We start from the raw sequence: 26,797 nt of genomic DNA, 5'->3' as shown, positions 1-26,797 counted from the left end.
AGATAAACTATTAAGACAGAGTGAAGATTTAAGTATTATGTTTAAATAACATGACATCGCCATCTTGCACAATGTATTCTTTTCCTTCATCGCGGGCTTTTCCTGCTTCTTTTGCACCGCTTTCTCCACCCAGAGCAATATAGTCATTGTAGCTGATGGTTTGGGCACGAATGAAACCGCGCTCAAAATCTGAGTGAATAACGCCAGCTGCTTGGGGAGCTTTTGTACCACGCGTAATTGTCCATGCTCGTGTTTCCTTAGGCCCACAGGTGAAGTAAGTAATGAGATCAAGTAAATGGTAACCAGCACGAATAAGGCGATTTAAACTTGGTTCAAAGAGTCCTAGAGCATTGAGATATTCTGATGCTTCAGCATCACTCAGTTGTGTGATTTCCGCTTCGATAGAAGCAGAAATGATAATGCTTTGCGCATTTTGCTCTGTTGCCATTTTTTCAACTGTTTGGGTAAAGCTATTTCCATGAGCGGCGTCATTTTCGCTTACGTTACAAACATAAAGTACAGGCTTGGAGGTTAAAAGATTCAAACTCTTAAGAATGTGGTGTTCATCGGAAGAGATATCTTTGAGTAATAACCGGACAGGGTTTCCCTGTTGCAGTATGTTTAATGCTTTTTCCATAATGGGTAAAATTGTGAGAGCTTCTTTGTCTTTTCCGGTCGCACGTTTACGGATTTGTACGATTCGTCGCTCAAGGCTCTCAAGATCGGCAAGCATGAGTTCGGTTTCAACGGTTGTGGCATCAGAAACAGGATCAATACGTCCTTCTACATGGGTAATATCTTCATTTTGAAAACAGCGTAAAACGTGGACAATGGCATCGACTTCGCGAATATTGGCTAAAAATTTGTTTCCTAAACCTTCGCCTTTTGAAGCTCCTCGTACAAGCCCCGCAATATCGACGAAGTTAATGCGTGTAGGAATTATTTCTTTTGAACCAGCGATTGATGCAATTTTTTCCATTCGTAAATCTGGAACAGCAACTTCACCGGTATTGGGTTCAATGGTACAAAAAGGATAATTGGCAGCCTGTGCAGTGGCTGTTTTTGTTAATGCATTAAAAAGAGTTGATTTCCCAACATTAGGTAATCCGACAATACCGCATTTAAAGCCCATGAGAGTCTTTCTTTTCTTTTGATTTTATAGTCAAGATAAAGCTTCTTTTTTATAGCATATTTTTAGAAGAGTTATAGTCTTTGTGTTGCGATAAGTGAGAAAAAAGTCTAAAGTAACAGATAATTTGCTTTTTTTACCTTAGTTCTTCTTATCTTAATGCTCTCCTTAGTCTCAAGGATAAGAAAACTTCGAATTAATGTTAATAATGTGCTAAGTTTTTCATGGTATGCAAATCTGCATAAATAATTAATCGGAGAAAATAGAAGAGTGTTATCTCGTTGTGTCTTTTTAATTGCAGCACTTTTGGCTTTAGCTGGATGTGCTACACATCAGTCAGATATGTCATCAGTTCCTTTTCAACAAGTTCGATACATTCCACCAGAAATACAGGCTTTGTACGGTCCTGTAACGAATGAGACCTATTTGTTACCTGCTGTTGATCTTGCGACAATTGATCCAAAGTTTTGGCGACAAGAAGTGATTTATTATACATCTTATCCACCTGGAACATTGGTTGTAGATACGCAAGAGTGTTTTCTTTACCTTATTGGTGAAAATGGAAAGGCTTTACGTTATGGGATTGGGGTCGGTAAGGAAGGTTTAGCATTTGAAGGTGAAGGGGTTGTACAGCGCAAGCGTCGTTGGCCAAATTGGGCTCCTACTGCAGCTATGATGGCTCGAGAACCAGAACGTTATGGTCATCTTGGGAAAGGAATGCCACCAGGACCCGATAATCCATTAGGTGCGCGGGCACTTTATTTGTTCAAAAATGGGAAAGATACACTTTTCCGTATTCATGGCTCACACGAATCGTGGTCAATTGGGCGTGCTATTTCAAGTGGGTGTATTCGTTTGCTTAATCAAGATATTATTGATCTTTATAATCGTGTTCCCGTTGGTTCGCGTGTTGTGGTCTTACAAAACAATAGGAGTATTCCTACAGTTTATAGTCAACAATCAAATGGCTATGATCCGCTACAGTCGACCATTCAGCCAAATGAATTTTTTTAATTTGGGGGAGAAAATTGAAGAGAACTGTTTGAGTATTTTGGTTTGCTGTTCAATCTTCTCTTTCTCTCAAAAGAGAATATAAGCCTTTCTTTTTCAAAAGTGTGTATAAGAGACATTTTTTTCAAGAGTTCTTATCCATATGCTTCACGCGACTGTGACACGCAAGTCAATGGTTTTGATTGTTTTTTATCGTTTGTGAAATTTCATTCATAAAGAGGGATTTGTCATCTTTTATAAGGAGAGCGATATTTTTTGCAATTGTCTCTAAGAGAGGGGATAACCATTCTTGATCAGATTTGGTAAAATTTCCCAGAACATGCTGATGAACAAGTTCTTTGCTTCCAGGATGACCAATTCCTATGCGTATACGACAATAGTCAGTGCCACAATGGGCATCAATAGACTTAATACCATTATGCCCATTATTTCCTCCACCAATTTTTATACGAACTTTTCCCGGTGACAGGTCTAACTCATCATAAATGATGATCAAATTCTTCAGATCTAATTTATAAAATCGCAAAGCTTCACCGATAGCTTGACCAGAGAGATTCATGAAAGTTTGCGGTTTTATAAGAAAAATTTTCTCATTATTTATGAAACCATTAGAGATTTCTGCTTGAAACTTCTTCGACCATGGAGAAAAAGAGAAGGACTGATAGATGGCATCAACAGCCATAAAACCGATATTATGGCGGTTATTTTGATATTGTAAACCAGGATTGCCAAGACCAGCAATAAGCCACATGTGTATCTTCAGTCAAAGTATGAGTAAGGGTAATGTCTCATAAATTAAGGCGGAAAAAATTCCCGCCTTTTGAGTTTTATGAAGTTTGCGTGTCTTCTTCTTCATCTTCTTGTTCAGAAGTTTCATCACTGACATCCATGCCAGCAGGAGCTGCAATGGTTGCAATGGTAAAATCTCGATCTTGGATGATGGGAGTCACATCTTTTGGCAGTTGCACTGCTGAAATGTGAATAGAGTCACCAATAGAGTAGCTGGCGAGATCAATTTCAATAGCTTCAGGAATAGCACTTGCTGGAGCCGTACATTCAATTTCGTGCCGAACAATATTGAGGACACCACCCTTTTTAAGTCCAGGTGCTGTATCTTCATTGAGGAAGTGGACAGGAATATTCACTTCTACAACGGATTTTGCTGAAATGCGTAAGAAATCTACATGGAGGGGAAAGTCACGCACGGGATCTAATTGATAATCTTTTGGCAAAACCATAATTTTTTGCTTGTCAAGAATAATCGTTGCAATGGTGGTACGAAAGCCACCGGCATGAATTTTGTAGAAAATTTCTTTATAGGGAACTGTTATTGCCAAAGGAGGTTGTTTTTCACCATAAATGACAGCAGGAATAAGACCGTTGCGGCGAAGTTCACGGGAGGACCCCTTACCAACCCGCTCGCGTTTTTCGGCCTTAAGAGTGTAGCTTTTGCTCATAATTTAAGTCCTTTTTACATGATTGGAGATCCTTCAAAAACAGTAATAGTTTTTGCATGGATATGAAGATATGCGCTAACCAACAGCGATCGCTCCATTCTGCGTTGCCTCCAAGGGTGTCTACACAGAAGTTTGTTCTATAATTCAAACTATTCATAGATGCAAGAGTTGTGGGAAAAATCGATGATTTCTACCGTTAAAAAGGAGGAAATGTTACAAATTACGGTGTGGATGGAGAATCAGCCAATATGCGCTGGCACTGATATGTTCAAAATCAAACACTGGAGATGTTATGAAGGTTGAGATTGCCTTGGGTGAGATGTCAGAAAGTCGTGCTTTGCATAAATCGATGCCAGCACTTCTTGATCTGGAAGAGTTATTGGCGACACGTCTTCTTGTACAAGGTAATTCCGGTTCAGGGAAATCACATCTTTTACGCCGTCTTTTGGAGCAAAGTGCTAAGTGGGTTCAGCATTGTGTAATTGATCCAGAAGGCGATTTTGTAACTTTGGCAGATAAATTTGGTCATGTTATTGTAGAGGCTCAACGTAGTGAATTAGAATTGACTCGTATTGCCCATCGCATTCGACAACATCGGGTTTCAGTGGTATTTAATCTTGAAGGTTTGGATACTGAACAACAGATGCGTGCTGTAGGGGCTTTCCTTGGGGCACTGTTTGATGTGGAACGTGATTATTGGTATCCTATGCTTGTCGTTGTCGATGAAGCACAATTGTTTGCTCCAACTGCAGCAGGAGAAGTTTCTGATGAAGCACGTAAGATTTCTCTTAGTGCTATGACCAATCTTATGTGTCGAGGGCGTAAACGTGGTCTTGCTGGTGTTATTGCGACACAACGTTTGGCTAAGTTGGCCAAAAATGTTGCTGCTGAAGCTTCAAACTTTTTAATAGGGCGGACTTTTTTAGATATTGATATGGTGCGCGCTGCTGATCTTTTGGGAATGGAGCGCCGCCAAGCGGAAATGTTTAGAGATCTTGAGCGGGGGAATTTTATAGCTTTAGGCCCCGCTTTATCACGACGTCCCTTACCAATCATTATCGGTTCTGTTGAAACTTTGGCACGCTCTTCTAGCCCTAAATTAATGCCACTTCCAACAGAGCGGGATGATGTGCAAGAGCTCGTTTTTACTGCTTCACCAGAGGAAATTTTAAAGCCATTTAAACAAACACGAGAGCCGATGAGGGAAAAATCAATGCACGAGATGTTAGAGGAGGTAGTGCATAAAAAACAAGAGTTGTTGGAAGAAACCCCGAGTTTATTTCCTGAACTTTCTGATGTTGAGCATGACGGCCAAGCAGAACATATTATTCGGGAAATTCTTGAGGATTCTGAGGCTTTTTATCGTTCAACAGCGGTGCTTTATCAAGATTTTTCAGTTCGTTGTCGTATCCATGGTATGTCAAAGGTTCCTTTTAATCTTTCACAATTTCGGCGTAAATTGGCTATTGCTCAGGCTTTTGTTGATGAACAAACGGCTGTCAGTGAACATTGGAAACATATTTTGCAGATATCAGAAAGTTTAGAAGAAGATGTCCAAGGAGTCTTCTTGAATGTAGCACAGGCTGCATTAGGGGGAAAGCCATGTCCATCCGATGCATTTTTAGCACGTCTTTATGGGACTCATTCTTTAAGCCGTGCACGCCGACTTTTAACCTACTTTGAAGAGCGTGGTCTTATTGTTATTCATACGCATTTTAGTGGCCAACGTATTGTTGCATTTCCTGATCTTGGTGTTGAAACAGCACCAGGAGACCCCAAGGAACCCCTTTAACCAAATAAGCTGGAAACCGATTGTTCTGCTGCTGTCCTTGCAATTGCTTCCCCAATAAGGTCGGCAATGGGCAAAACACGAATATTATGGGCTTTCTCAATAGTTTGTGTTGGCATAATTGAATCTGTAATAACCAATTCTTTCATCTCTGAATTGGTAATTCGTTCGATTGCATTACCAGAAAGAACACCGTGCGTGATATAAGCCGTGACACTATTGGCACCATGTTTAAGCAGAGCACTTGCTGCATTGCATAAAGTTCCACCTGAATCAACAATATCATCAAGCAAAAGGCAATCTTTTCCCGATACATCTCCAATGATATTCATAACCTCTGATTCACCGGGACGTTCACGACGTTTATCTACAATAGCAAGCAAACTATTCAAACGCTTGGCGAGCGAGCGTGCGCGTACAACACCACCCACATCAGGTGAAACAACAATAACATTTTCAAGAGAATAATGTACTTTGACATCGCGAGAAATAACAGGAACAGCATAGAGATTATCCGTAGGGATATCAAAAAAACCTTGAATTTGTCCTGCATGAAGGTCCAATGTTAAAACACGATGGGCCCCTGCTTCAGTAATCAGGTTGGCAACAAGTTTTGCGGAAATGGGAGTACGCGGACCAGGTTTACGGTCTTGGCGGGCATAGCCAAAATAAGGGATAACAGCTGTGATGCGACGTGCCGAAGAACGACGAAGCGCATCAATCATGATGAGTAATTCCATCAAGTGATCATTGGCTGGATAGGATGTAGATTGCAAAACAAACACGTCCTGTCCACGCACATTTTCATGCAATTCTACGAAAATCTCTTGATCAGCGAAACGTTTTACGGTGGCTTTTCCTAAGGGGATGTTCAAATAATTTGCAACATCTTCAGCTAGGCGTGGATTAGAATTTCCGCAGAAAAGTTTCATAGTAGAACCTCTGAATTATCATGGTGGGAATGCAACACGGTTTTTAATTTCTTTTTATTAAATTGCAAGAGAACAATTACAAAAGCCTTACAATTTTATCGATTATTGTTAAAGAGCTATGCGGTATGTTTTCTCTTTTTCCAAAAGTTTGTTTCTTTTAGAGCAAAGTTTTTTCTCCATGTGACAAAGAAATACGTATTGATTAAGCTTTTTGGTTATTACTTTATAAAAAAATGCTTTCAATATGGGGAATGTTTCATATTTAAGATGAATGAAGAGGAGTAAAAAAGAGGAGTATCATCTTGCCTTCAATCATTATAACCAAACATTGAAAATGATTCAGAGCAAAAGCTATCATATTTTATGGGCTGGTAAATAATTTTGTAAAAAAAGCAAAGCAAAATACAATGGGATTTATTTTTACATTTGAGTAAAAAGTTTAGTTTTGCAGTTTTGGTATTGTTTTAAAGCATAAAAGAGGATCATTTTTTATTTTTTAGCATAATAGCAGAAATTTGCCGTCCGTAATCAGGTTCGCTGCGGTGGATTGCACGGCGATAGGAGAAAAAACGCTTTTCATCTTTGTAGGTACAAAGCTCCACACAAGAAGCATTAACGCCTGCTTTGATGAGTTGATTCATAATGAATGCCCACAGATTAAAGTAAAAGTGATTTATTTTGTCTGTTTTTATAAAATATTTTTGGTATTTGCAGTGGCAATCAATAAATTGGTCGTAAAATTCACTTGTTACTTCGTAGTGACAAGGACCAATACAAGGTCCAAGGACTGCTGTTATTGATTGTCTTTTGGCACCTTGTTTTTCCATAACAGCAATTGTTTTCTCGATAATTCCATTTAAGCTTCCGCGCCAGCCAGCATGAGTTGCAGCGATGACACCTGCTTGTGGATCAGCAAACAGAATGGGTCCACAATCTGCTGTAAGAATGCCGATTACGAGTTCTTGTGTGGTGGTAACGAGAGCATCGGCTCTAGGAGGGGAGCCGATAAAAGCTTTATCAACGACAATGACTTCACAAGAGTGTATTTGATTGACAGTGACTAAATTTTGTATCTCAACATCAAAATAATGAGCGACCAAAGTGCGGTTTTGTGTAATATGTTCAGGGTGATCATTTGAGCTTTGTCCAACATTAAGGCTTTGGTAAAGGCTTTTTGAAACACCACCTTGACGAGTAAAAAAACCATGTTCTATCCCATGGGTGTGTAAAGTAGAAAGATTTTTTGCAAGAATGGGATGAGGGATAGATTTCATAAAAGTTCCTTATGGAGATTATTTGAAGTGAGGGTGGAGATGTTCATATTTATCAATGAATATTTCAGATAATGATGTGCTTATTGACAAAAGCGCCGATCATCAAAATTGGGGAGGTATGGAGATGTTTTTATCACTGAAATGTAAAACTTTAAATAATTTTCCCATTTGATCTTGACCAGCGAGCCGTTCGATGTCTTGGCGGATTTTGTCTTGCAAAGGAGCACTTTTGCCAACTCCAAGCTGTTTTGCGCGCTCCAGTAGCCCCATTTTTAAAAGAAAATCTCCTTGCTCGAAGATTTCAGCAAAACAACCTTGTTCAAGGGCTATGTTTTTTAAAAAAGAAAAACCAACATGGGATGTTAAATCATGTTCACCAGGGGCATCAAAAATATCACGAAATCTATGTTTTGACAGTGCTTGCAAGGTATCGCCAAATGCAAGATCAGCAGCACCATAATCAATGAGCAAAGCAGAACCTGTCACTTGCACTAAATGGTGGCTGATTTGTTGCATGAATTGATGCCGTAAGGGGGCATATTCAAAAATTGTTCCGTCAGGCACTTTAGAACAATAGGTTTGTAGATAAGAAGAGGGAAGTTTATGCGGGGCAGCAATAAAGATGAGATCTCCATCTTGATTGACTGTAATGCAGCGCTCTTTCCATTCTCCATTGACTTTAATATATTGGTTGATAGGGAGTGTATCGAGAAATTCATTAGCTATGAGGAAGAGAGGTTTTGAAGGAATTTGATTAAAATTTTCAATGCTATGGATTTGTTTTTGATAAGGGCAAAGGCGCTTTTTTTGTTCTTTTGCAAGCTTTTTACTTATTTCAAGGAGAAAAACTTCAGCAGATTCAAATGCTGTCGTGGATAATTTTTGAATGGTACGCAAAACATCATCCATGAGAGTTCCACGTCCTGGACCTATTTCAGCGAGGATAAAAGGGCGAGGAGAACCATGAGCGTTCCAGCTTGCGAGAGCCCAAATCCCGATCATTTCTCCAAATAATTGGCTTATTTCAGGTGCTGTAATGAAATCACCGGTACGTCCAAAAGGTGTTTGTGTTTGATAATAACCAAATTGAGGATCGGTAAGTGCCAACGTCATATATTGGCTAACAGTGATTGGTCCATTAAGGGCAATAATTTCTTTAATTTTTTCTTTTAGATTGGCCATTTTCTGTCGATTTATATTTAAAGGCATGGAGAAGAAGATAAAACCCTAAAAGAAGCATGGGAAGAGATAAAGCCATGCCATAGGTAAAACCAGTAGAATGGAAAAGAGTCGAAAACCATTCTGGATCTTCTTGAGGCGCACGGTAAACTTCAGAAATGCTGCGCGCTACTGCGTAGCCTATAATAAATGTTCCTGCAACAGCTCCAGGGCGCTTTAATGCTTTGAAGGCAAAAATGATAAGGCATAAGATGATGAAGAGAAGAAATCCTTCCATGAAAGCTTCGTAAAGTTGGCTTGGATGGCGCGGTAGATAGTGAGGATCGAGAGGAAAACAAACAGCCCAAGGACGTGTAGTAATATTGCCCCATAACTCTTGGTTAATGAAGTTGCAAATTCGTACAATGCCGATACCGATAGGAGCACCTGCAGCAATGATATCAAACATGGCTCGTATGTTTATATGATTTTTACGGGCAAACCAGATCATAGCAATGATAATACCAATAAGTCCGCCATGAAAGGACATTCCCCCATCCCATACGGCAATGATAGCACTTGGATGGTTAAAATAGTAAATGGGATCCCATACAAGAACTTGTCCTAAACGCCCTCCGACAACAACACTTATGGCAGACCAGACAACAAAATCTCCGATCTTTTCTTTATCCATAGGAGGGTGGTCTCTATACCATAGAGATGTTTTTTTTAATAATTTTTGCGCATACCACCAAGCAAAAAGAATACCCACCACGTAACCAAGTCCATACCAATGAAGTGCTATGGGACCTAGCTGGATAATGACAGGATCAAGAAAAGACGGAAAAGCAATGGCTGGACAAGACAGATTATTCATGAATTAAGCATCTTACATTATACGAGATGAATATGAAGTGACTCTAATGGTCAGAAATGACAGATGAATGCGCAATGGTCAAGTCAGTAGGGAGGCTAGTCAGAAAGGGGGATAGATTTCCACTGGTTTATCGCGGTAAAAAAATATGGTGATAAAAGAAATATTAAAAAATCTTAAAAAGATCGTCATGAAAAATCTGCACAGTATGTAAAATATAGGGTAAAAGGAACAAATTACAGTATCTAAATGTTATGAGAATACGCTATAATGCGTGCGTCAATAATTAAAATTTAAGGAAAAATGTTATGCGTAATGGATCAAATCGTATTCTTGATGAATTAGCAAAATTAGCAACAGATGCTGCTGACGTCGCGCAAGGTATACGACGTGAAGCTGGAACAGCTTTTCGTGTGCAGGCTGAAAAGATAGCAAACAAACTTGATCTTGTTTCTCGCGAAGAGTTTGAGACTTTTAAGGAGATGGTGCTGAAAATCCATGCTGATAATGCTGATTTGAAAAGGCGCCTTGATGATTTAAAAAAAGATGATTTAAAAAACGCAGACACAAAAAAGTAAGATAGTTTCTTAAAAAAAAAGAATCTTCAAAAAAATATCCCCAATTTTTCAATATGATGCGTGAAACTAAAAAATGCTTAATCTTGAGTCTGTTAGAGTGGAGCATTTGTTTATTTTTGATTTTTTTTTGGGTAAAATACATTTTTTTGAATCAGGGGGGCTGGCGCTATGAAATTGTATCAATACACTGAAAAGACTTGATGATTCGTTTTATGACTATCAGGTTGCCCTAAACAGCGCGATTGTGTTCTGGGTGTTTGTGTACTGTCGATGTTTTTATGTGTATTTGTTTGGTGTAAAGGTTCTGATTGTAGCAAAATATTGTTACAGTTTAGGCGGTTTATATTCTGTTGACAATGTTTTTAAGATGATTGAGGATTGTGATGAGGCTTGCATTTTGCGCCACAGAGAGAAAAGAGCACCCTGTTGACTTTATCGAACAGATTGCCTGTGAATATGATTGGTCGTTTGAGCGGGATGCGCAAGATGAAATTAGCGTTTGTGTGGAAGGAAAGCGCGCAAATTATCGTCTTGCTTTTTCATGGATGGAAGAGCATGAAGCACTTCATTTGGCTTGTTCGTTTGATCTCTCTATTAAAAATGCTCGAACAGCTGAAATACAGCGCTTATTGCTAGCAATTAATGAAAAGTTGTTGTTGGGACATTTTGATTACTGGCAAAGGAATAATTCAGTTATTTATCGGCAAGGTCTTCTTTTGGCTGGTGGGATGCATCCATCTCATATACAGGTTGAAACATTGTTGATACATGCACTTAAAGTCTGTGAAAGCCATTATGTTGCATTTCAGATGGTTGCTTTGTCGGGAGAAAGTGCTTACAAGGCACTGCAGTACACTTTGTTTGAAACTGTAGGGAATGCCTAAAATACACAGTCTGTTATTTTTACAGATGGTTTGCTGAAATATTGCTCATAGGGGGATATCAAGAATAGCGCGTAATCCCCCAAGTGGGCTTTCATCTAATTGTATATTGCCACCATGGCTGCGTGCTATGTCTTGAGCAATAGAAAGACCAAGTCCTGTTCCACTTGCATCTTGATTTCGTGCTTTATCAAGTCGAAAGAATGGCTTAAAAACTTCTGTACGCATATTTTCATGAATTCCAGGTCCATTATCATCGATTATCAATATAAAAGATTCTTGTTGAGAGTTAGCTGTTAGTTTAACGGTTGTGCCGTAACAAAATGCATTTGATACAAGATTGCTGACCAAGCGTGTGAAAGCACGGGGACGTACTTGTATTTCTGTAGGACCTTCAATGGTGTAAGAAAATTGACGTTTGTGAAGATGAGCATCGGCGGAGAATTTTTGCATAAGAGCATTTAAATCAAAAGTCTTGACACTTTCACTTCCTTCACCACGAGCAAAAGCAAGATAATCTTCTAATATATTTTGCATGTCACTTACATCTTGCTCAAGCGGTTTAGTATCAAAGTCAGTATTTACTAATGCTAGCTGAAGTTTAAAGCGTGTAAGAATGGTTCTTAAATCATGGCTTACTCCTGAGAGCATCATGGTGCGTTGTTCGATTTGGCGTTCAATACGTTCTCGCATACGTAAAAAAGCAATGCCAGCACGACGGACTTCATCAGCTCCTTGTGGTTGAAATCCTTTTGGTAAAGGACGACCGCGTCCAAAGCTTTCTGCTGCTTCAGCCAATTGTTGAATAGGTTTAATTTGATTGCGCAAAAAGTAAATTGCTATCAGTAATAAAACAAGAGCTGTTCCTACCATCCAGCTTAAAAAAATAGCAGTATTGGAAGCGTAGGCTTGGCTGCGTGGAGCAAAGACGCGTAAGATATTGTGACCAAGGTGGATACGGATTTCAACAAGATCAGAATCTCCTACGGTATCGATCCAGAAGGGACGGTTAATTTGGCGGGTGATTTCTTCACTTAAAAAATAGTCAAGAATTGCAAAAAATGGCTTAGGTCCTGGAGGGGGTAAGGAGGTAGGAGATAGAATAGAAATGTTTAATCCCATGCGTTGTTGTGCAATACGCTTGATATCTCCATAGTTATCTTGTTGTGGATATGTTTCAAGAATATCAATAATGGCTGAAATGTCATGCACGACAGCCATTGAAAGACGCTCGGTTACCATTTGCCAATGGCGTTCCATAAAGACATAAGCAATGACTGTTTGCAGCAGTACCATTGGAGCGATAATAATGATCAAAGAGCGAGCATAAAGCCGTTTAGGCATTTTTTTCGTTAACCATCGAAGAAAAAATCTTAAAGGTTTGATCATTCTTGTGCCTATTCAATAGAGAGTTTGTACCCTATTCCTCGCACGGTTTGGAGCCATATAGGCAGTGCTGGGTTTTTTTCGATTTTACGACGAAGGCGGTTGATCTGTACATCAATGGCACGTTCACTTATATTGCTGTCATCGGCCGCGAATTTATGGCGCGGAATTGTATCGCCTGCATTTTCGGCAAAAATGACCATCATTTCTTGTTCTTTATCTGTTAATTTAATAATTTCTCCTCCTTTTTTGAGTTCGCGTCGTGAAATTGAAAATATATAAGGTCCAAAAACGATCTGCTCAATTTTTGGTTGGCTAAGGGGAAAGCCACGCCGTAAAATGGCATTGATACGAAGGAGAAGTTCACGAGGATCAAACGGCTTAGCAAGATAATCATCTGCACCCGCTTCTAAGCCATGGATACGATTGTCTATTTCTGATAAAGCTGTTAGCATGAGAATGGGAACATCTTTTGTTTGGCGGAGTGAATGAGTAAGATCAATACCGTTTTCACCAGGCATCATGACATCAACAATAAGAAGATCAAAATCTAAACTTGCCAACAGTCGTCTTGCTTCATTAGCATTGGCTGAAACTGAAACACGAAATCCATTTTTAATGAGAAATTGAAATAAAAGATTGCGAATGCGAGTATCATCATCAATCACAAGAAGGTGAGGGGCATCGTCACACAAAACTTGAACGTGATTGGTCATTCTTAAAAACCTTGATAAAAATTTAGTTTACACAAGATGCAAGTTTACATAAGTTGTATAAAGCTGTCGAGCAGACTATTTTTTGTAGAGGGAGAGGAATGCTCCTTATAAACTTAGTAAAATTTTACTTTTGAAAAGGACGTCATGGGGAATCTTAGTGCACATATTATTCCAGTTACGACATTCCAACAAAATTGCACTTTGCTTTTTGATAGTGAATGTAAAACGGGGGTTCTCGTTGATCCCGGTGGTGATTGGCCGCGGATTCAAGACGTAATCGAAAAGAATGGCGTTATCGTTGAGGCTATTTGGATAACACATGGTCATTTTGATCATGTGGGAGCAGCAATGCAAGCGAAAGAGGCGCTTAATGTAAAAATTATCGGTTCACATCGCGATGATAAGCCTGTGATGGATGCCGTGAGCGAAAGCGCAAGAAATTACGGCATCACTGATGCGTGCATCTGTATTCCTGACCAATGGTTAGAAGATGGTGAGTGCGTTCATTTTGCTGGACATGTGTTTAAGGTTTTTCACACCCCAGGACATTCTCCTGGTCATGTTATTTATTTCAATGAAAAAGAACGCTTAGCTCTCTTGGGTGATGTGCTCTTTCGTGGTTCTATTGGACGCACTGATTTCCCCTTCTGTTCTCATGAAAAATTGATGCACTCTCTTCGAGAAAAAGTTTTACCCTTAGGCGATGATGTTTGTTTTATCTGTGGGCATGGTCCTAAAAGTAGCATAGGCTATGAGCGCCAAAATAATTCTTTTCTTCAAGATTTTAATATATGAGCAAACAAAAAAACGCTTTGAAGCGTTTTTTTGTGCCATTTAAGACTTTTTTAGTAGAACAGAAGTTAATTTATTGGGGCATAACAAATGTGTTCCAAACCATTACGGTCTCGAAAAGTCCCTGTTTTAGGGTTGAAGGAACGGTATTTTTTCTTGCAATAGTTAAGCCAATCAGATTCTAATGATTGCTGGAGTGGCTCATATTCCACCGTTTGCTGCACCTGATAAACTCTTTGATTTTGCGGAACTTTTTGATAAATTACCTGATTTTGTGGTACTATTTGATAAACCACTTGTGGCTGTTCTGGTTTTTTTAAAATTGTACCAAGAATACCCACCGCTAAAGCATCTCCTGAGTTGTCTATATGAATATTACTGTGTTTTGTCTTTTTACGCTCAATGTGATGATATGTTTTGTTTTCAACATGATGATAATAATGATGATGATGATGATGATGATGATGTTGATGATGATGTTGATGTTGTTGTTGTTGTTGTTGTTCCGTCCTATTATGTTTGGCTTTAAATCTTCTAGAGTTTTCTTCAGAAAGCTTGCGGAAATCATCAACAAACTTTTGGAAATCATCAGAATGACAGACATTTTTGCTATCAGAACAATGGGAGCTAGAAAAACGGGAACGCCAGATATCATCAATTTTCTTATCAATTTCCCTTGTCGCATCATCTCTTTCTTTACGCATCTTCCTCTTCATATCATCTATTTCTCTCGTGAGAGGGTGAGTAAAGTCCCATGCCATATCCGCAAGCGTTGCATTTAGCGGCATGAAAACGGTTGCAGTTGACATTGCTGATAATACCGCTAACCTGATCACCTTTTTCATAATGATGCTCCTTGTGTAAATTCGTATTTTTCACATCCTACACGTTTCAAACTGAATAGAGCCTGAATAATTTTGGACTTTATTGTGGCAAAACAAATGAAAATTCATTTAGTTAAACCTATCGAAGATACAGTAAAATAAAATCATGACAGAATTTTGATTTCAATTAATGTACTCTGCTTGAGGTTAATTAATAAGTTTGTATTAAGAGTCCACGATTTTTTACTATGGAATATAAACTCTTTATTTAGGGATACTTTTTGTATCACTTGATACAATATAAATTGAATAATAGGTGTATGAATAAAAGTTATATCATTTTTTATCATAAGCTTATGGTGCTATGATAAATTCTTGTTTTACTTTATTTGTGTTATAGAACAGTATCCTGTTTGAATATTCTCTTGTAAGGCTAAATAATATTTGAGTTCTATATCATAGTATAACTGTATAAAGATAATACATTTTATGATTTTTTTGATATATATAAAAAATTTTCTTTAAATTTGTCTTCTTTTTTAGAGTTTAGAAGTTTTTTACATTTTTAGGGATTTTTTATAACGCGGTTTAACAAGAAAAATTGCTTAAAAAGTCAATAAAGTTTGGGCATTTTTTGTAAAATGTTCTCTCTCATGGTGTTTTAGATAAACTGGAGCTCCCTTGATGTTTGAGGTCGTCTGTTTTGCGGATAGTGCTGTTTGCTTTTGAGCTTTAGTCGTTTTTTAGAAGAGCTGAAGATTATTTTAGGCGGTTTGAAATTTTTTGCTCCTTTATTGATTGTGTTTTTTTCGTTTTATTGTTGCTTGATTAGGGGTGTTTTTACCAGATTTTCCTTTTCGATTTTCCAAAATACCAGTGTCTATGGTTGGTCCCATATGTGCAAGGTCTGGTTTGGAGAAAAGGCTTGGTTGTAACACGGGCTCATGGGTGGATTGTTCGCTATGATGTGTTAAGGGGCTCTCAGCGATTTCTAGTTCTATCTTTTGTAATTGTTTGATTTCATCGCGAAGTCGCGCTGCTTCTTCAAAGTTGAGATCAGCAGCCGCTTCATGCATTAATTTTTCAAGGTGTTTAATATGAGATGTCAAATTGTTGCCAACCATATTTTTTTTCTCGATGACATCAGGGATATTTGTGCGAATATGGTTGTTTTCATAGCCTGAATTGAGAATATCTCCGATATTTTTTTTGATACTTTTCGGTGTGATATGGTGTTCTTCATTATAGGCTATTTGTTTTTGTCGACGTCTTTGTGTCTCCTGTAAGGCTCGTTCTATGGAGCCTGTGATTGTATCTGCATAGAGGATAACGTGGCCATCCACATTACGTGCAGCACGTCCGATTGTTTGTATGAGGGAAGTTTCAGAGCGCAAAAAGCCCTCCTTATCGGCATCTAGAATGGCAACAAAACCACATTCTGGAATATCTAAGCCTTCTCGGAGCAAGTTGATACCGATGAGGACATCAAAGGTGCCAAGCCGCAGATCGCGTAGAATTTCAATGCGTTCTAATGTATCAATGTCAGAATGCATATAGCGTACGCGAATATCTTGTTCGTGGAGATATTCAGTTAAGTCCTCGGCCATACGCTTTGTGAGAACTGTCACCAATGTACGGTAGCCTTTTTGAATTGTTTTACGAATTTCATTCACAACATCATCGACTTGATTGCTGGCTGGACGAACCTCTGTTGGTGGATCAATGAGCCCTGTTGGACGAATAATTTGTTCTGCAAAAGTGCCATGAGATTGTTCTATTTCCCAGCGTCCTGGTGTTGCAGAGACGGCAATAGTCTGTGGGCGCATGGCATCCCATTGTGTTTCCATGAAAAATTGATGCAATCCCTTCGAGAAAAAGTTTTGTCCTTAGGCGACGACGTTTATTTTATCTGTGGGTATGGTCCCAAAAGTAACATAGGCTATGAACGCCAATGGAATCCTTTTCTTCAAAAGATCTAAGGGGGAGGGCATAAAAAACCCGCTTTAGAGCGGGCTTTTCTCAATGTTAATTCAATTTACTGGAGCATAGCAGACATGATTTAAGCCATCACTGCCTCGAAAAGTCCCTGTTTTAGGGTTGAAGGAACGGTATTTTTTCTTGCAATATTGAAGCCAATCAGATTCTGATGATTGTTGTACTGGCTCATATTCCACCGTTTGCTGCACTTGATAAATCACCTGATTTTGTGGTGCGTCTTGATAGACAATTTGTGGCTGTTCTGGTTTTTTAAAAACTTTACTAAGAACTGCACCTGCTGCAAGAGCAAGAATGCCCAATGCTAAAGCATTTCCTTGAATATTACTGTGTTTTGTCTTTTTGCGTTCGACATAATGATATGTCTTGCTTTCAACGTGATGCTGATGTTGTTCTCTCCATGTCTGGCTGAAATAATGACGCTTGTGGGGATCATCAAAAGAGTGATGTTTACTATGAAAAGAATGGGAGCTAAAATTGCGAGACGGTAAACCAGCCTCCCTCTTCATTTCACTCATTTGATACCGTACCATATCCGCAAGCGTTGCATTTAGCGGCATGAAAACGGTTGCAGTTGACATTGCTGATAATACCGCTAACCTGATCACCTTTTTCATAATGATGCTCCTTGTGTAAATTCGTATTTTTCACATCCTACACGTTTCAAACTGAATAGAGCCTGAATAATTTTGGACTTTATTGTGGCAAAACAAATGAAAATTCATTTAGTTAAACCTATCGAAGATACAGTAAAATAAAATCATGACAGAATTTTGATTTCAATTAATGTACTCTGCTTGAGGTTAATTAATAAGTTTGTATTAAGAGTCCACGATTTTTTACTATGGAATATAAACTCTTTATTTAGGGATACTTTTTGTATCACTTGATACAATATAAATTGAATAATAGGTGTATGAATAAAAGTTATATCATTTTTTATCATAAGCTTATGGTGCTATGATAAATTCTTGTTTTACTTTATTTGTGTTATAGAACAGTATCCTGTTTGAATATTCTCTTGTAAGGCTAAATAATATTTGAGTTCTATATCATAGTATAACTGTATAAAGATAATACATTTTATGATTTTTTTGATATATATAAAAAATTTTCTTTAAATTTGTCTTCTTTTTTAGAGTTTAGAAGTTTTTTACATTTTTAGGGATTTTTTATAACGCGGTTTAACAAGAAAAATTGCTTAAAAAGTCAATAAAGTTTGGGCATTTTTTGTAAAATGTTCTCTCTCATGGTGTTTTAGATAAACTGGAGCTCCCTTGATGTTTGAGGTCGTCTGTTTTGCGGATAGTGCTGTTTGCTTTTGAGCTTTAGTCGTTTTTTAGAAGAGCTGAAGATTATTTTAGGCGGTTTGAAATTTTTTGCTCCTTTATTGATTGTGTTTTTTTCGTTTTATTGTTGCTTGATTAGGGGTGTTTTTACCAGATTTTCCTTTTCGATTTTCCAAAATACCAGTGTCTATGGTTGGTCCCATATGTGCAAGGTCTGGTTTGGAGAAAAGGCTTGGTTGTAACACGGGCTCATGGGTGGATTGTTCGCTATGATGTGTTAAGGGGCTCTCAGCGATTTCTAGTTCTATCTTTTGTAATTGTTTGATTTCATCGCGAAGTCGCGCTGCTTCTTCAAAGTTGAGATCAGCAGCCGCTTCATGCATTAATTTTTCAAGGTGTTTAATATGAGATGTCAAATTGTTGCCAACCATATTTTTTTTCTCGATGACATCAGGGATATTTGTGCGAATATGGTTGTTTTCATAGCCTGAATTGAGAATATCTCCGATATTTTTTTTGATACTTTTCGGTGTGATATGGTGTTCTTCATTATAGGCTATTTGTTTTTGTCGACGTCTTTGTGTCTCCTGTAAGGCTCGTTCTATGGAGCCTGTGATTGTATCTGCATAGAGGATAACGTGGCCATCCACATTACGTGCAGCACGTCCGATTGTTTGTATGAGGGAAGTTTCAGAGCGCAAAAAGCCCTCCTTATCGGCATCTAGAATGGCAACAAAACCACATTCTGGAATATCTAAGCCTTCTCGGAGCAAGTTGATACCGATGAGGACATCAAAGGTGCCAAGCCGCAGATCGCGTAGAATTTCAATGCGTTCTAATGTATCAATGTCAGAATGCATATAGCGTACGCGAATATCTTGTTCGTGGAGATATTCAGTTAAGTCCTCGGCCATACGCTTTGTGAGAACTGTCACCAATGTACGGTAGCCTTTTTGAATTGTTTTACGAATTTCATTCACAACATCATCGACTTGATTGCTGGCTGGACGAACCTCTGTTGGTGGATCAATGAGCCCTGTTGGACGAATAATTTGTTCTGCAAAAGTGCCATGAGATTGTTCTATTTCCCAGCGTCCTGGTGTTGCAGAGACGGCAATAGTTTGTGGGCGCATGGCATCCCATTCTTCAAAGCGTAAAGGGCGATTGTCCATACAGGAAGGTAGGCGAAACCCATATTCTGCTAGGGTTGCTTTTCTTCGAAAGTCACCTCGGTACATGCCTCCAATTTGGGGAATGGTTACGTGGCTTTCATCGATAAAAACAAGAGCATTGTTTGGAATGTATTCGAACAAGGTTGGTGGTGGTTCTCCGGGTTTTCGTCCTGTTAAATAGCGTGAATAATTTTCGATTCCAGAGCATGAGCCGGTGGTTTCCAACATTTCCAAATCAAAAATTGTACGTTGTTCTAAACGTTGTGCTTCTAAAAGACGTCCAGCTGCGTTCAACTCATCGAGGCGTTGAACGAGTTCCATTTTAATCGATTTCATCGCTTGGTTAAGTGTTGGGCGTGGTGTTACGTAGTGTGAGTTGGCATAAATTTTAATCGATTGAAGGTCGCCTGTTTTTTGTCCTGTGAGAGGATCAAATTCCGTAATTGTTTCCACTTCATCGCCAAAGAGCGAAATACGCCAAGCACGATCTTCGAGGTGGGCAGGGAAAATTTCAATTGTATCCCCTCGAACACGAAAGGAACCACGAATGAAATTAATATCTTGTCGATGATAGTGTTGGGCAACTAAATCGGCCAGTAATTGCCGTTGATTGAGTTTATCACCTTTTTCTATTTTGAAGGTCATAGCAGTATAAGTTTCTACTGAACCAATCCCGTAGATACAGGATACAGATGCGACAATAATGACGTCATCACGTTCAAGAACAGCACGTGTTGCAGCATGGCGCATACGGTCGATTTGTTCATTAATTGAGGATTCTTTTTCAATATAGGTATCAGAGCGTGCAACGTAGGCTTCTGGCTGATAATAGTCATAATAGGAAACAAAATATTCGACGGCATTGTGGGGAAAAAAACTTTTAAACTCTCCGTAAAGCTGTGCTGCTAGAGTTTTATTTGGTGCTAAGATTAAAGCTGGACGCTGTGTTTCTTCAATGATTTTAGCCATTGTATAGGTTTTTCCTGAGCCGGTAACACCCAAAAGCACTTGTGTACGTTCATCTTTTTGAATTCCATCAACCAGAGTTTTAATGGCTTGAGGTTGATCTCCCGCAGGTTCAAAGGGGGTTTCGAGTTGAAATGGAATACCACCTTCAGACTTTTCAGGACGAATAGGGCGGTGAGGTGTCCATAATGCACCATTCTTAAAAAGAGGATTACCTGAAGCAATCAGAGCAGAAAGAGCCTCAACTGTTGCTGTAACACCATTTTTCATTGTTGTATCCTTTGATAGAAAAGTGCTGGTGATTTTAAAGAAAATACTAATTTTTACAATTTCATCACGACAACAGCAAAACGTTATTGAACAGATTTATTTTGGTTTATTGGAGCTTTCATTAGGATATTGATCAAGTTTTTTCTATGAGACGAATTCTTCGAAGTGTTTCTTTGGAGGAGCATATTTGTGGTTGTTCGTGGACACTATTGCATTTTTGCCATGATGATATTTAAGATGGCATAAGTTATTATGGCTGTTATGGAGAATAATCGGTACGTTTGGGTACTAAAGACATCGTGTATGTGTGATAAAGATCATTTCCATCTTTAAATGAAAGATAACGAGATGACACCCAACCGATTTGAGTGTTATATCGGATATGGCACCAATTTCCTTCACAGTTTTTAACAAAAACCAATTCTCCAGCAGAGATTAAGCCGCAAAGTGCATACTGAGTGCTGGGACCTGTTCTAAAATTAAGATTCCTCGTAACAAAAGCATCCGCAGCTTCAGATACTGTTGTGGCGAAAAAGAAAAAGCCAAACATAAAAAAAATGACGATTTTTTTCATTCTTCTGTAAAGAATTTCTTTAGAGATTTTCTATCCTTCTCTCTTTGTATCCCATATGATTTCTTTTCCTAGATTATGATAAAACAGAAAAAAATACAATTCTTTCTTCTTTAGGAGACTTTAAAGAGAAGAGTGAAGTTTAACGGTTTAAACACCAAAATGAGATGTTTTAATCACTATTTGTGCATGTTTTGTTTCCTTTATTTATTTTTGTATGGAAAATAGCGATACTGTACTATATAATAAAAAAGATCGTAGTTTTCGGATTCCAAAAGTAATTTTGGAAGCCGTTTTTTGTATTTTTATTAAACCTTCCGTGTAATAGAAAGGGACGGATTATGGAAAAAGTTCCGATGACTACAGCTGGTTTTGAGAGTCTTAAAGAAGAGTTGCGTTGGCGTCAACAACAGGAGCGTCCGCGAATTATTGAAGCAATTTCTGAGGCGCGTGCACATGGTGATTTATCAGAAAATGCTGAGTATCATGCAGCTAAAGAAGCGCAAAGCCATAATGAGGGGCGTATAAATGAGCTTGAAGATTATATCGCACGAGCAGAAGTTATAGATGTCACGCGTCTTTCAGGCGACAAAATAAAATTTGGAGCAACCATTAAACTCTTGGATGAGGATACTGAAGAAAAAAAAGTGTATCAGATCGTAGGAGATCAAGAAGCTGATGTAAAGGTTGGTAAAATCTCTATTTCTTCGCCTATTGCACGTGCACTCATTGGCAAGCAAGAAGGTGATGTGATTGAGGTGAATGCACCCGGTGGTGCGCATAATTACGAGATCATTAAGGTTCAGTACATCTAAATAACATATGGATTATTATGCGTGTATCTTTGGATGAAACTGAGATTATTGCGCCTCACTTTAAAAGGCGTTTATCGGGAGTAACATCTACGATTATTCAGCTTATTCCACTGCAACGCGAACAGGGTGTGCGTATATCCACTTTGGGGTTTGGTTTACCACAAACTTTGCCGGCTCTTGCTTTTAAGGACCTTTTCGGACTTTGGAAAAGTCCGAAAGGGAAGCCATTTCGTATTTGGCATGCACGACGCAATATTGAGATGCTTTTTGGGATCTTTTTGCGCGATATCTTGAAAATGAAGCTGAAACTTATCTTTACATCGGCTTCACAACGCCATCATAAGCCTTTTACCAAATGGTTGATTCGCTGTATGGATAGGGTTATCGCTACCAGTACACATACGGGCGCTTATCTAGAAGTGCCTCATAAGGTTATTATGCATGGGGTGGATGTGAAGCGTTTTACTCCACCACAGACTCTTGATGATTGCTTTTTTTCGACAGGATTTCCAGGAAAATACGCGGTAGGGTGTTTTGGGCGTCTGCGTTACTCAAAGGGAACAGATTTATTTGTTGATGCCATGATAGCGTTATTGCCTGACTATCCTGAATGGACAGCACTTATCGCTGGTCGTACGACAGAGCAATATTATCATTTTGAAAAAGAATTACACCAAAAGATTGCTAAGGCTGGTCTGGATGATCGCATTATTTTTCTTGGTGAGATTCTGGATATCCCTTTGTGGTATCGTCGTTTATCGCTTTATGTTGCACCTTCTCGTACAGAAGGTTTCGGTTTAACACCATTAGAAGCAATGGCATCACAGGTTGCGGTTGTAACGAGTGATGCAGGAGCTTATAAAGAATTGGTGGTCGAGGGAACAGGAACAGTTGTAAAAGCAGGAGATGGAGCGGCTTTAACAGCAGCAATTGAACCTTATTTTGCTGATGTAGAAAAAACATTGGTAGCCGGAAAGAAAGCTTTAACCCATGTTCGTACACACTTTCCTTTGGAAAAGGAGACAACCGAGATTGAGCGTGTTTACAAAGAACTGTTTGCGGAAAAAACACTTTGATTATTATATCAAAAATCTTTTTGAGGAGTGATAAAAAGTGTCTTCCTTAAAGGTTTTTCATAGTCATCAAGAAAACAGCTCAATGATATAAATGTTATTTTACAAAATTTATATTGTCTTTAGTAGAACGCTATAAGAAGTTCTCAAAATTTTGGATAAAAGATTAAAAATGTATACGCTTGAGAGCAATATGTGCTTTATGATGAAGCATACTAGGAGAGAGGAAAATTATTTTTATTCAGTGATATTTTAGAATAAGAAAATAATGCTTTAACTCAAGTTTAGATATACGGTGTCGTACTGATATTGTTCGTTTTGGAAGACTTAAATAGATAGAAAAAACGTTTTCTTGTCTTTAAAAAGATATTTATGGTGTCTCCATGGGTAAAATAGTCGTACATATTTTCAATAAATTCATAATAAGATGGATCTAAGATCAATATATATATATGATTTCTATAGATAATTTACCTTTTTAATTTGAATAAGAGCTATCCTCTTGCACATCACAATTGGAAGAAAGCATGTGGTGGATAAAAACTATTGAAGACAGGGTATAAAGAAATTTCTTATAAATTGTCTGAAATGCAGGCTGTTACGACATTAACAGAAAGAAAATAGTATGGTGGTACTAATTTATATCTTATTTTGTGGTACCGCCTTGCACCTTATTATTATTTAAGTAAAAATGATGGTGCCCATTTTATATCTTTCATGAGAGCTGTCGTGAAATGGGGGTGATGAGTATTGTGAGATGTTTTTTACAAACAAGCTTGTGAATTCGTAATATAATAGCATTTTATTTTCTATAAGGATGTAACTCTATTAAAGAGAAAACGCACTTTTATCAGCAAATATTCATATTTTTTGCATGAGAGATTATTCGTAAAAAAAGGATGTTCTATGTGCCCACTTTATTTGATAAAGAAGATCAATAAAGTGAAGTTTTATATGTTCTGGATTTGAAGGCTCTTGGTATTTGATTGCTCTTGTCGAATTATTTTTATATCAACATTTATATCATTGATATGATGATTTGTATGAAATTTTAGGAAATCTTCAGTGGATTGAGTGAGGGGTGAATATTATGACTCATACTGTTCACGCTTTTTTATCTTGTAAATTTTTTATCATGGTAGAATAAAATGCTCTATGCATTAGAATTGTTCACGCCAGAAAGCGGGAATAAAAAGGACGAATATTGTTATGATTTCAAGGCGTCCAGCTAACATTAGAAAACTTAAAATCCATAAAGCATTATCGTTGATTGTAGAGAAATTACCAGCGGGGCCAATAATATCTCCAAAGCCTGGACCAACATTTGAAAGTGCGGTTAAGACCCCTGTAAAGGCAGAAGTAAAGTCAAGACCGGTTGTAAGCAAAAGTGCAGTGCCGATAATAAGGCAAAACATATAAAGACAGACAAAAAACAAAACGGCTTGTGCAACATCGTTTGATATATTTGAGTGATCGTAGCGCGCCTTTACAATGACATTAGGAGAAAGAAGTTTTTCTATATTTGTTTGTGTAATACGCCAAAGAATAATGAGGCGATTGATTTTCATGCCACCAGAAGTAGAACCAGCACATCCGCCTGTAAAAGAAACAATGAAGAAAATTCCAAGCGCAAACGGTCCCCAAAGTTGATAATCTTCAGCGCTGTAACCTGTGGTGCTAATAATGGATGAAAGGTGAAAAATGACATCAAGGAAAATCAAGTGGAACGCGCGATGATCATAAAACCGTAGCCATGCCGCTAAAGCAAAGCTGAAAAGGAGAACGATATGGAGAAAAACAATCACTTGTGGGTCAAGGAAGCGTTTGGAGTGTCCAGGAAGGACTAATTTAACATAAAGTACGAAGGGCAAAGCAGAAAGCAACATGAAGATTGTTGAAATAATTAAGATGGCTGGTTTATCTGAAAAATAACCAAAAGAAGCATCATGCGTTGAAAAACCAGCTGTTGCGACTGTACTCATTGCATGGTTAATGGCATCAAATAAATTCATGCCTGCAGCAAAATAAGAAAGCATACAAGCCAATGTGAGACCAACATAAGCGATGATAATTCCGTTAGCAATTTGGTTGATGCGAGGCAATATTTTTTCAGATTTATCAGATGATTCCATATGAAAAAGTCGTACGCCACCCACACGCAGTGAAGGCAAAAGTAAGAGGGCTAAACCGATAAAACCAATGCCCCCAATCCAGCATATAAGAGAACGCCATAACAAAATACTTCGCGATAAATTATCAAGATCAGAAAGGACTGTGGAGCCTGTTGTTGTAATTCCAGAAACAGATTCAAAAATGGCTCCTGCTAGAGAAATGGGAAGAGGAGAAAGATAAAGAGGTAAGGCACCTACGATGCTTCCTGTTAGCCAAAGACAAACAGTGAGCATAAAGCCAAGCCGTGCTGAAAAACGACAAGTAGCTCCCTTAGTTGCTAAAAGAATCAGCGTTGCTAACATGGTGGTTATGGCACAAGAATAGAGAAAGGTTATCCAATTACGATTGTTGTCGTGCAGATCCACAAAAATTGGCAAAAGCATTGCTCCTGCCATGATTAACGCAAAACGTGCACAGACATTGATAATAAACTGAAAAATGACCGTTCCCTATCTTTGTATCTCTTTTTATTATGGTTTTGTGCTCATAAGAATTTACGTTTTTCTCTTTATAGGATAAAGATTAATCCTTAACATTAGCATGCCTTGATGAATTGGTAATCAGACCTTTTCATAAAACTTGAAAATGAAGTACATATAACATAATCGAGGCTCTTGAAAAATATTTTTTTAAAAGGCTGCATTCCGTTATCATTTATAGAATAATTAAGTTATAATAAAGTGAAGGGGATTTAATGATACAATCGCATATTCGTCTGCTGATTATTGGCTCAGGTCCGGCTGGTTATACAGCGGCGATCTATGCAGCAAGAGCAATGCTTAAGCCGGTTTTGGTGACGGGCTTGCAGCAGGGTGGACAATTGACAATTACAACTGATGTTGAGAATTATCCAGGTTTTGCAGATCCCATTCAAGGACCGTGGTTGATGGAACAAATGGCGAAACAAGCTGAGAATATGGGGACAAAAATTGTCTATGATACAATTATAAAGGCTGATTTGTTGAAGTATCCTTTTGTCTTATATGGGGATTCAGGAACACAATATTCTTGTGATGCACTGATTATTGCAACAGGAGCTCAAGCGCGCTGGCTTGGTTTAGAAAGTGAACAAACCTTTATGGGCGGTGGTGTGTCCGCTTGTGCTACATGTGATGGCTTTTTTTACCGTGATAAGGACGTTATTGTCGTGGGAGGAGGAAATACCGCTGTTGAAGAAGCACTTTATTTATCGCATTTGGCTAAAAGTGTAAGCGTGGTTCATCGCCGAGATCATTTTCGGGCAGAAAAAATTTTGCAAGATAGGTTGCTTGCTTGCAAGAACGTACGTATCATTTGGGATCATGTGGTGGAAGAAATTGTGGGGCTGCCAGCACAGGGGCCAGTGGGCGCTGTTGTAACAGGGGCACGTCTGAAAAATGTTAAGACAGGTCACGAGATGACCGTGAATGCAGAGGGAATATTTATTGCTATAGGGCATGATCCTGCTGTTTCTCTGTTTGAAGGACAGCTGAAACAAAAACGAGGCGGCTATTTATGGACAGCACCGGACTCAACAGCAACAAGCATTGCTGGTGTTTTTGCTGCTGGGGATGTAACAGATGAAATATTCCGCCAAGCTGTAACAGCTGCGGGAAGAGGATGTATGGCAGCGTTGGAGGCAGAACGGTTTTTAGATATATCTAAGCGTTAGTAACTCATTGAGAACATAAAGA

Annotated in this window: 22 protein-coding genes and 2 pseudogenes; 9 read left to right on the top strand and 15 right to left on the bottom strand. The window is 38.5% G+C overall.

From position 1 onward, the window contains the following. Positions 1-28 precede the first annotated feature (28 nt). On the bottom strand, positions 29-1,132 hold the full coding sequence (ychF, locus tag ACFIJ9_RS02935) for a redox-regulated ATPase YchF (protein WP_012754883.1): 1,104 nt from the start codon (positions 1,130-1,132) through the stop codon (positions 29-31). A 267-nt stretch (positions 1,133-1,399) separates the two neighbouring features. Between ychF and ACFIJ9_RS02930 the strand changes: the two genes are divergently transcribed. Continuing rightward, positions 1,400-2,143 (top strand): L,D-transpeptidase, encoded by a 744-nt coding sequence (locus ACFIJ9_RS02930; RefSeq protein ID WP_375635721.1) that lies wholly within the window; start codon positions 1,400-1,402, stop codon positions 2,141-2,143. Positions 2,144-2,309: 166 nt separating this feature from the next. Here the strand turns inward: ACFIJ9_RS02930 and pth are convergent, their stop codons facing one another. Together pth and ACFIJ9_RS02920 are read right to left on the bottom strand one after the other, a co-directional pair. Beyond that, entirely contained in the window at positions 2,310-2,891 is a 582-nt protein-coding gene (gene pth / locus ACFIJ9_RS02925; protein WP_375635720.1) for an aminoacyl-tRNA hydrolase, read from the bottom strand. 76 nt (positions 2,892-2,967) lie between these two features. Further along, positions 2,968-3,597 (bottom strand): 50S ribosomal protein L25/general stress protein Ctc, encoded by a 630-nt coding sequence (locus ACFIJ9_RS02920; protein WP_012754886.1) that lies wholly within the window; start codon positions 3,595-3,597, stop codon positions 2,968-2,970. 292 nt (positions 3,598-3,889) lie between these two features. Here ACFIJ9_RS02920 and ACFIJ9_RS02915 point away from each other — a divergent pair, with 292 nt between their 5' ends. Then, entirely contained in the window at positions 3,890-5,389 is a 1,500-nt protein-coding gene (locus ACFIJ9_RS02915) for a helicase HerA domain-containing protein (protein WP_375635719.1), read from the top strand. Here ACFIJ9_RS02915 and ACFIJ9_RS02910 read toward each other — a convergent pair. The 4 genes from ACFIJ9_RS02910 to lgt form a co-directional block, all read right to left on the bottom strand. After that, positions 5,386-6,318: a ribose-phosphate pyrophosphokinase gene (locus ACFIJ9_RS02910; RefSeq protein WP_375635718.1), complete on the bottom strand. Its 933-nt coding sequence runs from the start codon at positions 6,316-6,318 to the stop codon at positions 5,386-5,388. The two genes, ACFIJ9_RS02915 and ACFIJ9_RS02910, sit on opposite strands and share 4 nt — an antisense overlap. Positions 6,319-6,800: 482 nt before the next feature. After that, positions 6,801-7,592: a peptidoglycan editing factor PgeF gene (gene pgeF / locus ACFIJ9_RS02905; RefSeq protein WP_375635717.1), complete on the bottom strand. Its 792-nt coding sequence runs from the start codon at positions 7,590-7,592 to the stop codon at positions 6,801-6,803. A 102-nt stretch (positions 7,593-7,694) separates the two neighbouring features. After that, the gene (locus ACFIJ9_RS02900) at positions 7,695-8,774 is read right to left on the bottom strand and encodes a class I SAM-dependent methyltransferase (protein ID WP_375635716.1); all 1,080 of its coding nucleotides are present in this window, start codon (positions 8,772-8,774) and stop codon (positions 7,695-7,697) included. Then, positions 8,749-9,627, bottom strand: a complete 879-nt coding sequence (gene lgt / locus ACFIJ9_RS02895) for a prolipoprotein diacylglyceryl transferase (protein WP_375628150.1) — start codon at positions 9,625-9,627, stop codon at positions 8,749-8,751. Before lgt ends, ACFIJ9_RS02900 begins: the two co-directional genes overlap by 26 nt. 305 nt (positions 9,628-9,932) lie before the next feature. Here lgt and ACFIJ9_RS02890 point away from each other — a divergent pair, with 305 nt between their 5' ends. Both ACFIJ9_RS02890 and ACFIJ9_RS02885 read left to right on the top strand, forming a co-directional pair. After that, positions 9,933-10,202 (top strand): accessory factor UbiK family protein, encoded by a 270-nt coding sequence (locus tag ACFIJ9_RS02890; RefSeq protein ID WP_012754892.1) that lies wholly within the window; start codon positions 9,933-9,935, stop codon positions 10,200-10,202. Positions 10,203-10,585: 383 nt separating this feature from the next. Next, a complete protein-coding gene (locus tag ACFIJ9_RS02885) occupies positions 10,586-11,086 on the top strand; it encodes a YbjN domain-containing protein (RefSeq protein ID WP_012754893.1) in 501 nt (166 codons plus the stop codon). Positions 11,087-11,131: 45 nt separating this feature from the next. Here ACFIJ9_RS02885 and ACFIJ9_RS02880 read toward each other — a convergent pair whose 3' ends face one another. Both ACFIJ9_RS02880 and ACFIJ9_RS02875 read right to left on the bottom strand, forming a co-directional pair. Further along, complete coding sequence (locus ACFIJ9_RS02880) at positions 11,132-12,472, bottom strand: ATP-binding protein (protein WP_375635715.1); 1,341 nt, start codon at positions 12,470-12,472, stop codon at positions 11,132-11,134. 8 nt (positions 12,473-12,480) lie between these two features. After that, positions 12,481-13,185 (bottom strand): response regulator, encoded by a 705-nt coding sequence (locus ACFIJ9_RS02875; RefSeq protein ID WP_375635714.1) that lies wholly within the window; start codon positions 13,183-13,185, stop codon positions 12,481-12,483. A 144-nt stretch (positions 13,186-13,329) separates the two neighbouring features. Here ACFIJ9_RS02875 and ACFIJ9_RS02870 point away from each other — a divergent pair, with 144 nt between their 5' ends. Further along, positions 13,330-13,980, top strand: a complete 651-nt coding sequence (locus ACFIJ9_RS02870) for an MBL fold metallo-hydrolase (protein ID WP_375635713.1) — start codon at positions 13,330-13,332, stop codon at positions 13,978-13,980. A 65-nt stretch (positions 13,981-14,045) separates the two neighbouring features. Here the strand turns inward: ACFIJ9_RS02870 and ACFIJ9_RS02865 are convergent, their stop codons facing one another. Together ACFIJ9_RS02865 and ACFIJ9_RS02860 are read right to left on the bottom strand one after the other, a co-directional pair. Further along, the gene (locus tag ACFIJ9_RS02865) at positions 14,046-14,822 is read right to left on the bottom strand and encodes a BA14K family protein (RefSeq protein ID WP_375635712.1); all 777 of its coding nucleotides are present in this window, start codon (positions 14,820-14,822) and stop codon (positions 14,046-14,048) included. Positions 14,823-15,592: 770 nt separating this feature from the next. After that, a pseudogene (locus ACFIJ9_RS02860) lies at positions 15,593-16,639 on the bottom strand (helicase-related protein); the annotation flags it as partial. Between ACFIJ9_RS02860 and ACFIJ9_RS02855 the strand changes: the two are divergent. Beyond that, positions 16,634-16,780: pseudogene (locus ACFIJ9_RS02855) on the top strand (MBL fold metallo-hydrolase); the annotation flags it as partial. The pseudogenes ACFIJ9_RS02860 and ACFIJ9_RS02855 sit on opposite strands and share 6 nt — an antisense overlap. Positions 16,781-16,831: 51 nt before the next feature. On the opposite strand, the gene ACFIJ9_RS02850 reads toward ACFIJ9_RS02855, so the two are convergent. The 3 genes from ACFIJ9_RS02850 to ACFIJ9_RS02840 form a co-directional block, all read right to left on the bottom strand. Further along, a complete protein-coding gene (locus ACFIJ9_RS02850) occupies positions 16,832-17,413 on the bottom strand; it encodes a BA14K family protein (RefSeq protein WP_375635711.1) in 582 nt (193 codons plus the stop codon). Between the two features lie 770 nt (positions 17,414-18,183). Continuing rightward, positions 18,184-20,493: an excinuclease ABC subunit UvrB gene (uvrB, locus tag ACFIJ9_RS02845; protein ID WP_375635710.1), complete on the bottom strand. Its 2,310-nt coding sequence runs from the start codon at positions 20,491-20,493 to the stop codon at positions 18,184-18,186. A gap of 259 nt (positions 20,494-20,752) precedes the next feature. Continuing rightward, positions 20,753-21,067 carry an SH3 domain-containing protein gene (locus tag ACFIJ9_RS02840; protein ID WP_375635709.1) on the bottom strand — a complete coding sequence of 105 codons (315 nt, stop codon included), beginning with the start codon at positions 21,065-21,067 and terminating at the stop codon, positions 20,753-20,755. 338 nt (positions 21,068-21,405) lie between these two features. Here ACFIJ9_RS02840 and greA point away from each other — a divergent pair, with 338 nt between their 5' ends. Beyond that, positions 21,406-21,879, top strand: a complete 474-nt coding sequence (greA, locus tag ACFIJ9_RS02835; RefSeq protein WP_012754902.1) for a transcription elongation factor GreA — start codon at positions 21,406-21,408, stop codon at positions 21,877-21,879. Between the two features lie 17 nt (positions 21,880-21,896). Further along, a complete protein-coding gene (locus ACFIJ9_RS02830; protein WP_375635708.1) occupies positions 21,897-22,955 on the top strand; it encodes a glycosyltransferase family 4 protein in 1,059 nt (352 codons plus the stop codon). 1,157 nt (positions 22,956-24,112) lie between these two features. Here the strand turns inward: ACFIJ9_RS02830 and ACFIJ9_RS02825 are convergent. Then, entirely contained in the window at positions 24,113-25,507 is a 1,395-nt protein-coding gene (locus ACFIJ9_RS02825; RefSeq protein WP_375635707.1) for a TrkH family potassium uptake protein, read from the bottom strand. A gap of 311 nt (positions 25,508-25,818) precedes the next feature. On the opposite strand from ACFIJ9_RS02825, the gene trxB reads away from it, so the two are divergent. After that, positions 25,819-26,775 (top strand): thioredoxin-disulfide reductase, encoded by a 957-nt coding sequence (gene trxB / locus ACFIJ9_RS02820; RefSeq protein WP_375635706.1) that lies wholly within the window; start codon positions 25,819-25,821, stop codon positions 26,773-26,775. Positions 26,776-26,797 lie beyond the last annotated feature (22 nt).

The organism is Bartonella sp. MR90HLJMH, from assembly GCF_042194115.1.
In the GTDB taxonomy this organism is placed as follows: domain Bacteria; phylum Pseudomonadota; class Alphaproteobacteria; order Rhizobiales; family Rhizobiaceae; genus Bartonella; species Bartonella grahamii.
Note: the sequence above shows the minus strand (reverse complement) of the source record. Positions and strands in the feature narration are given on the sequence as shown.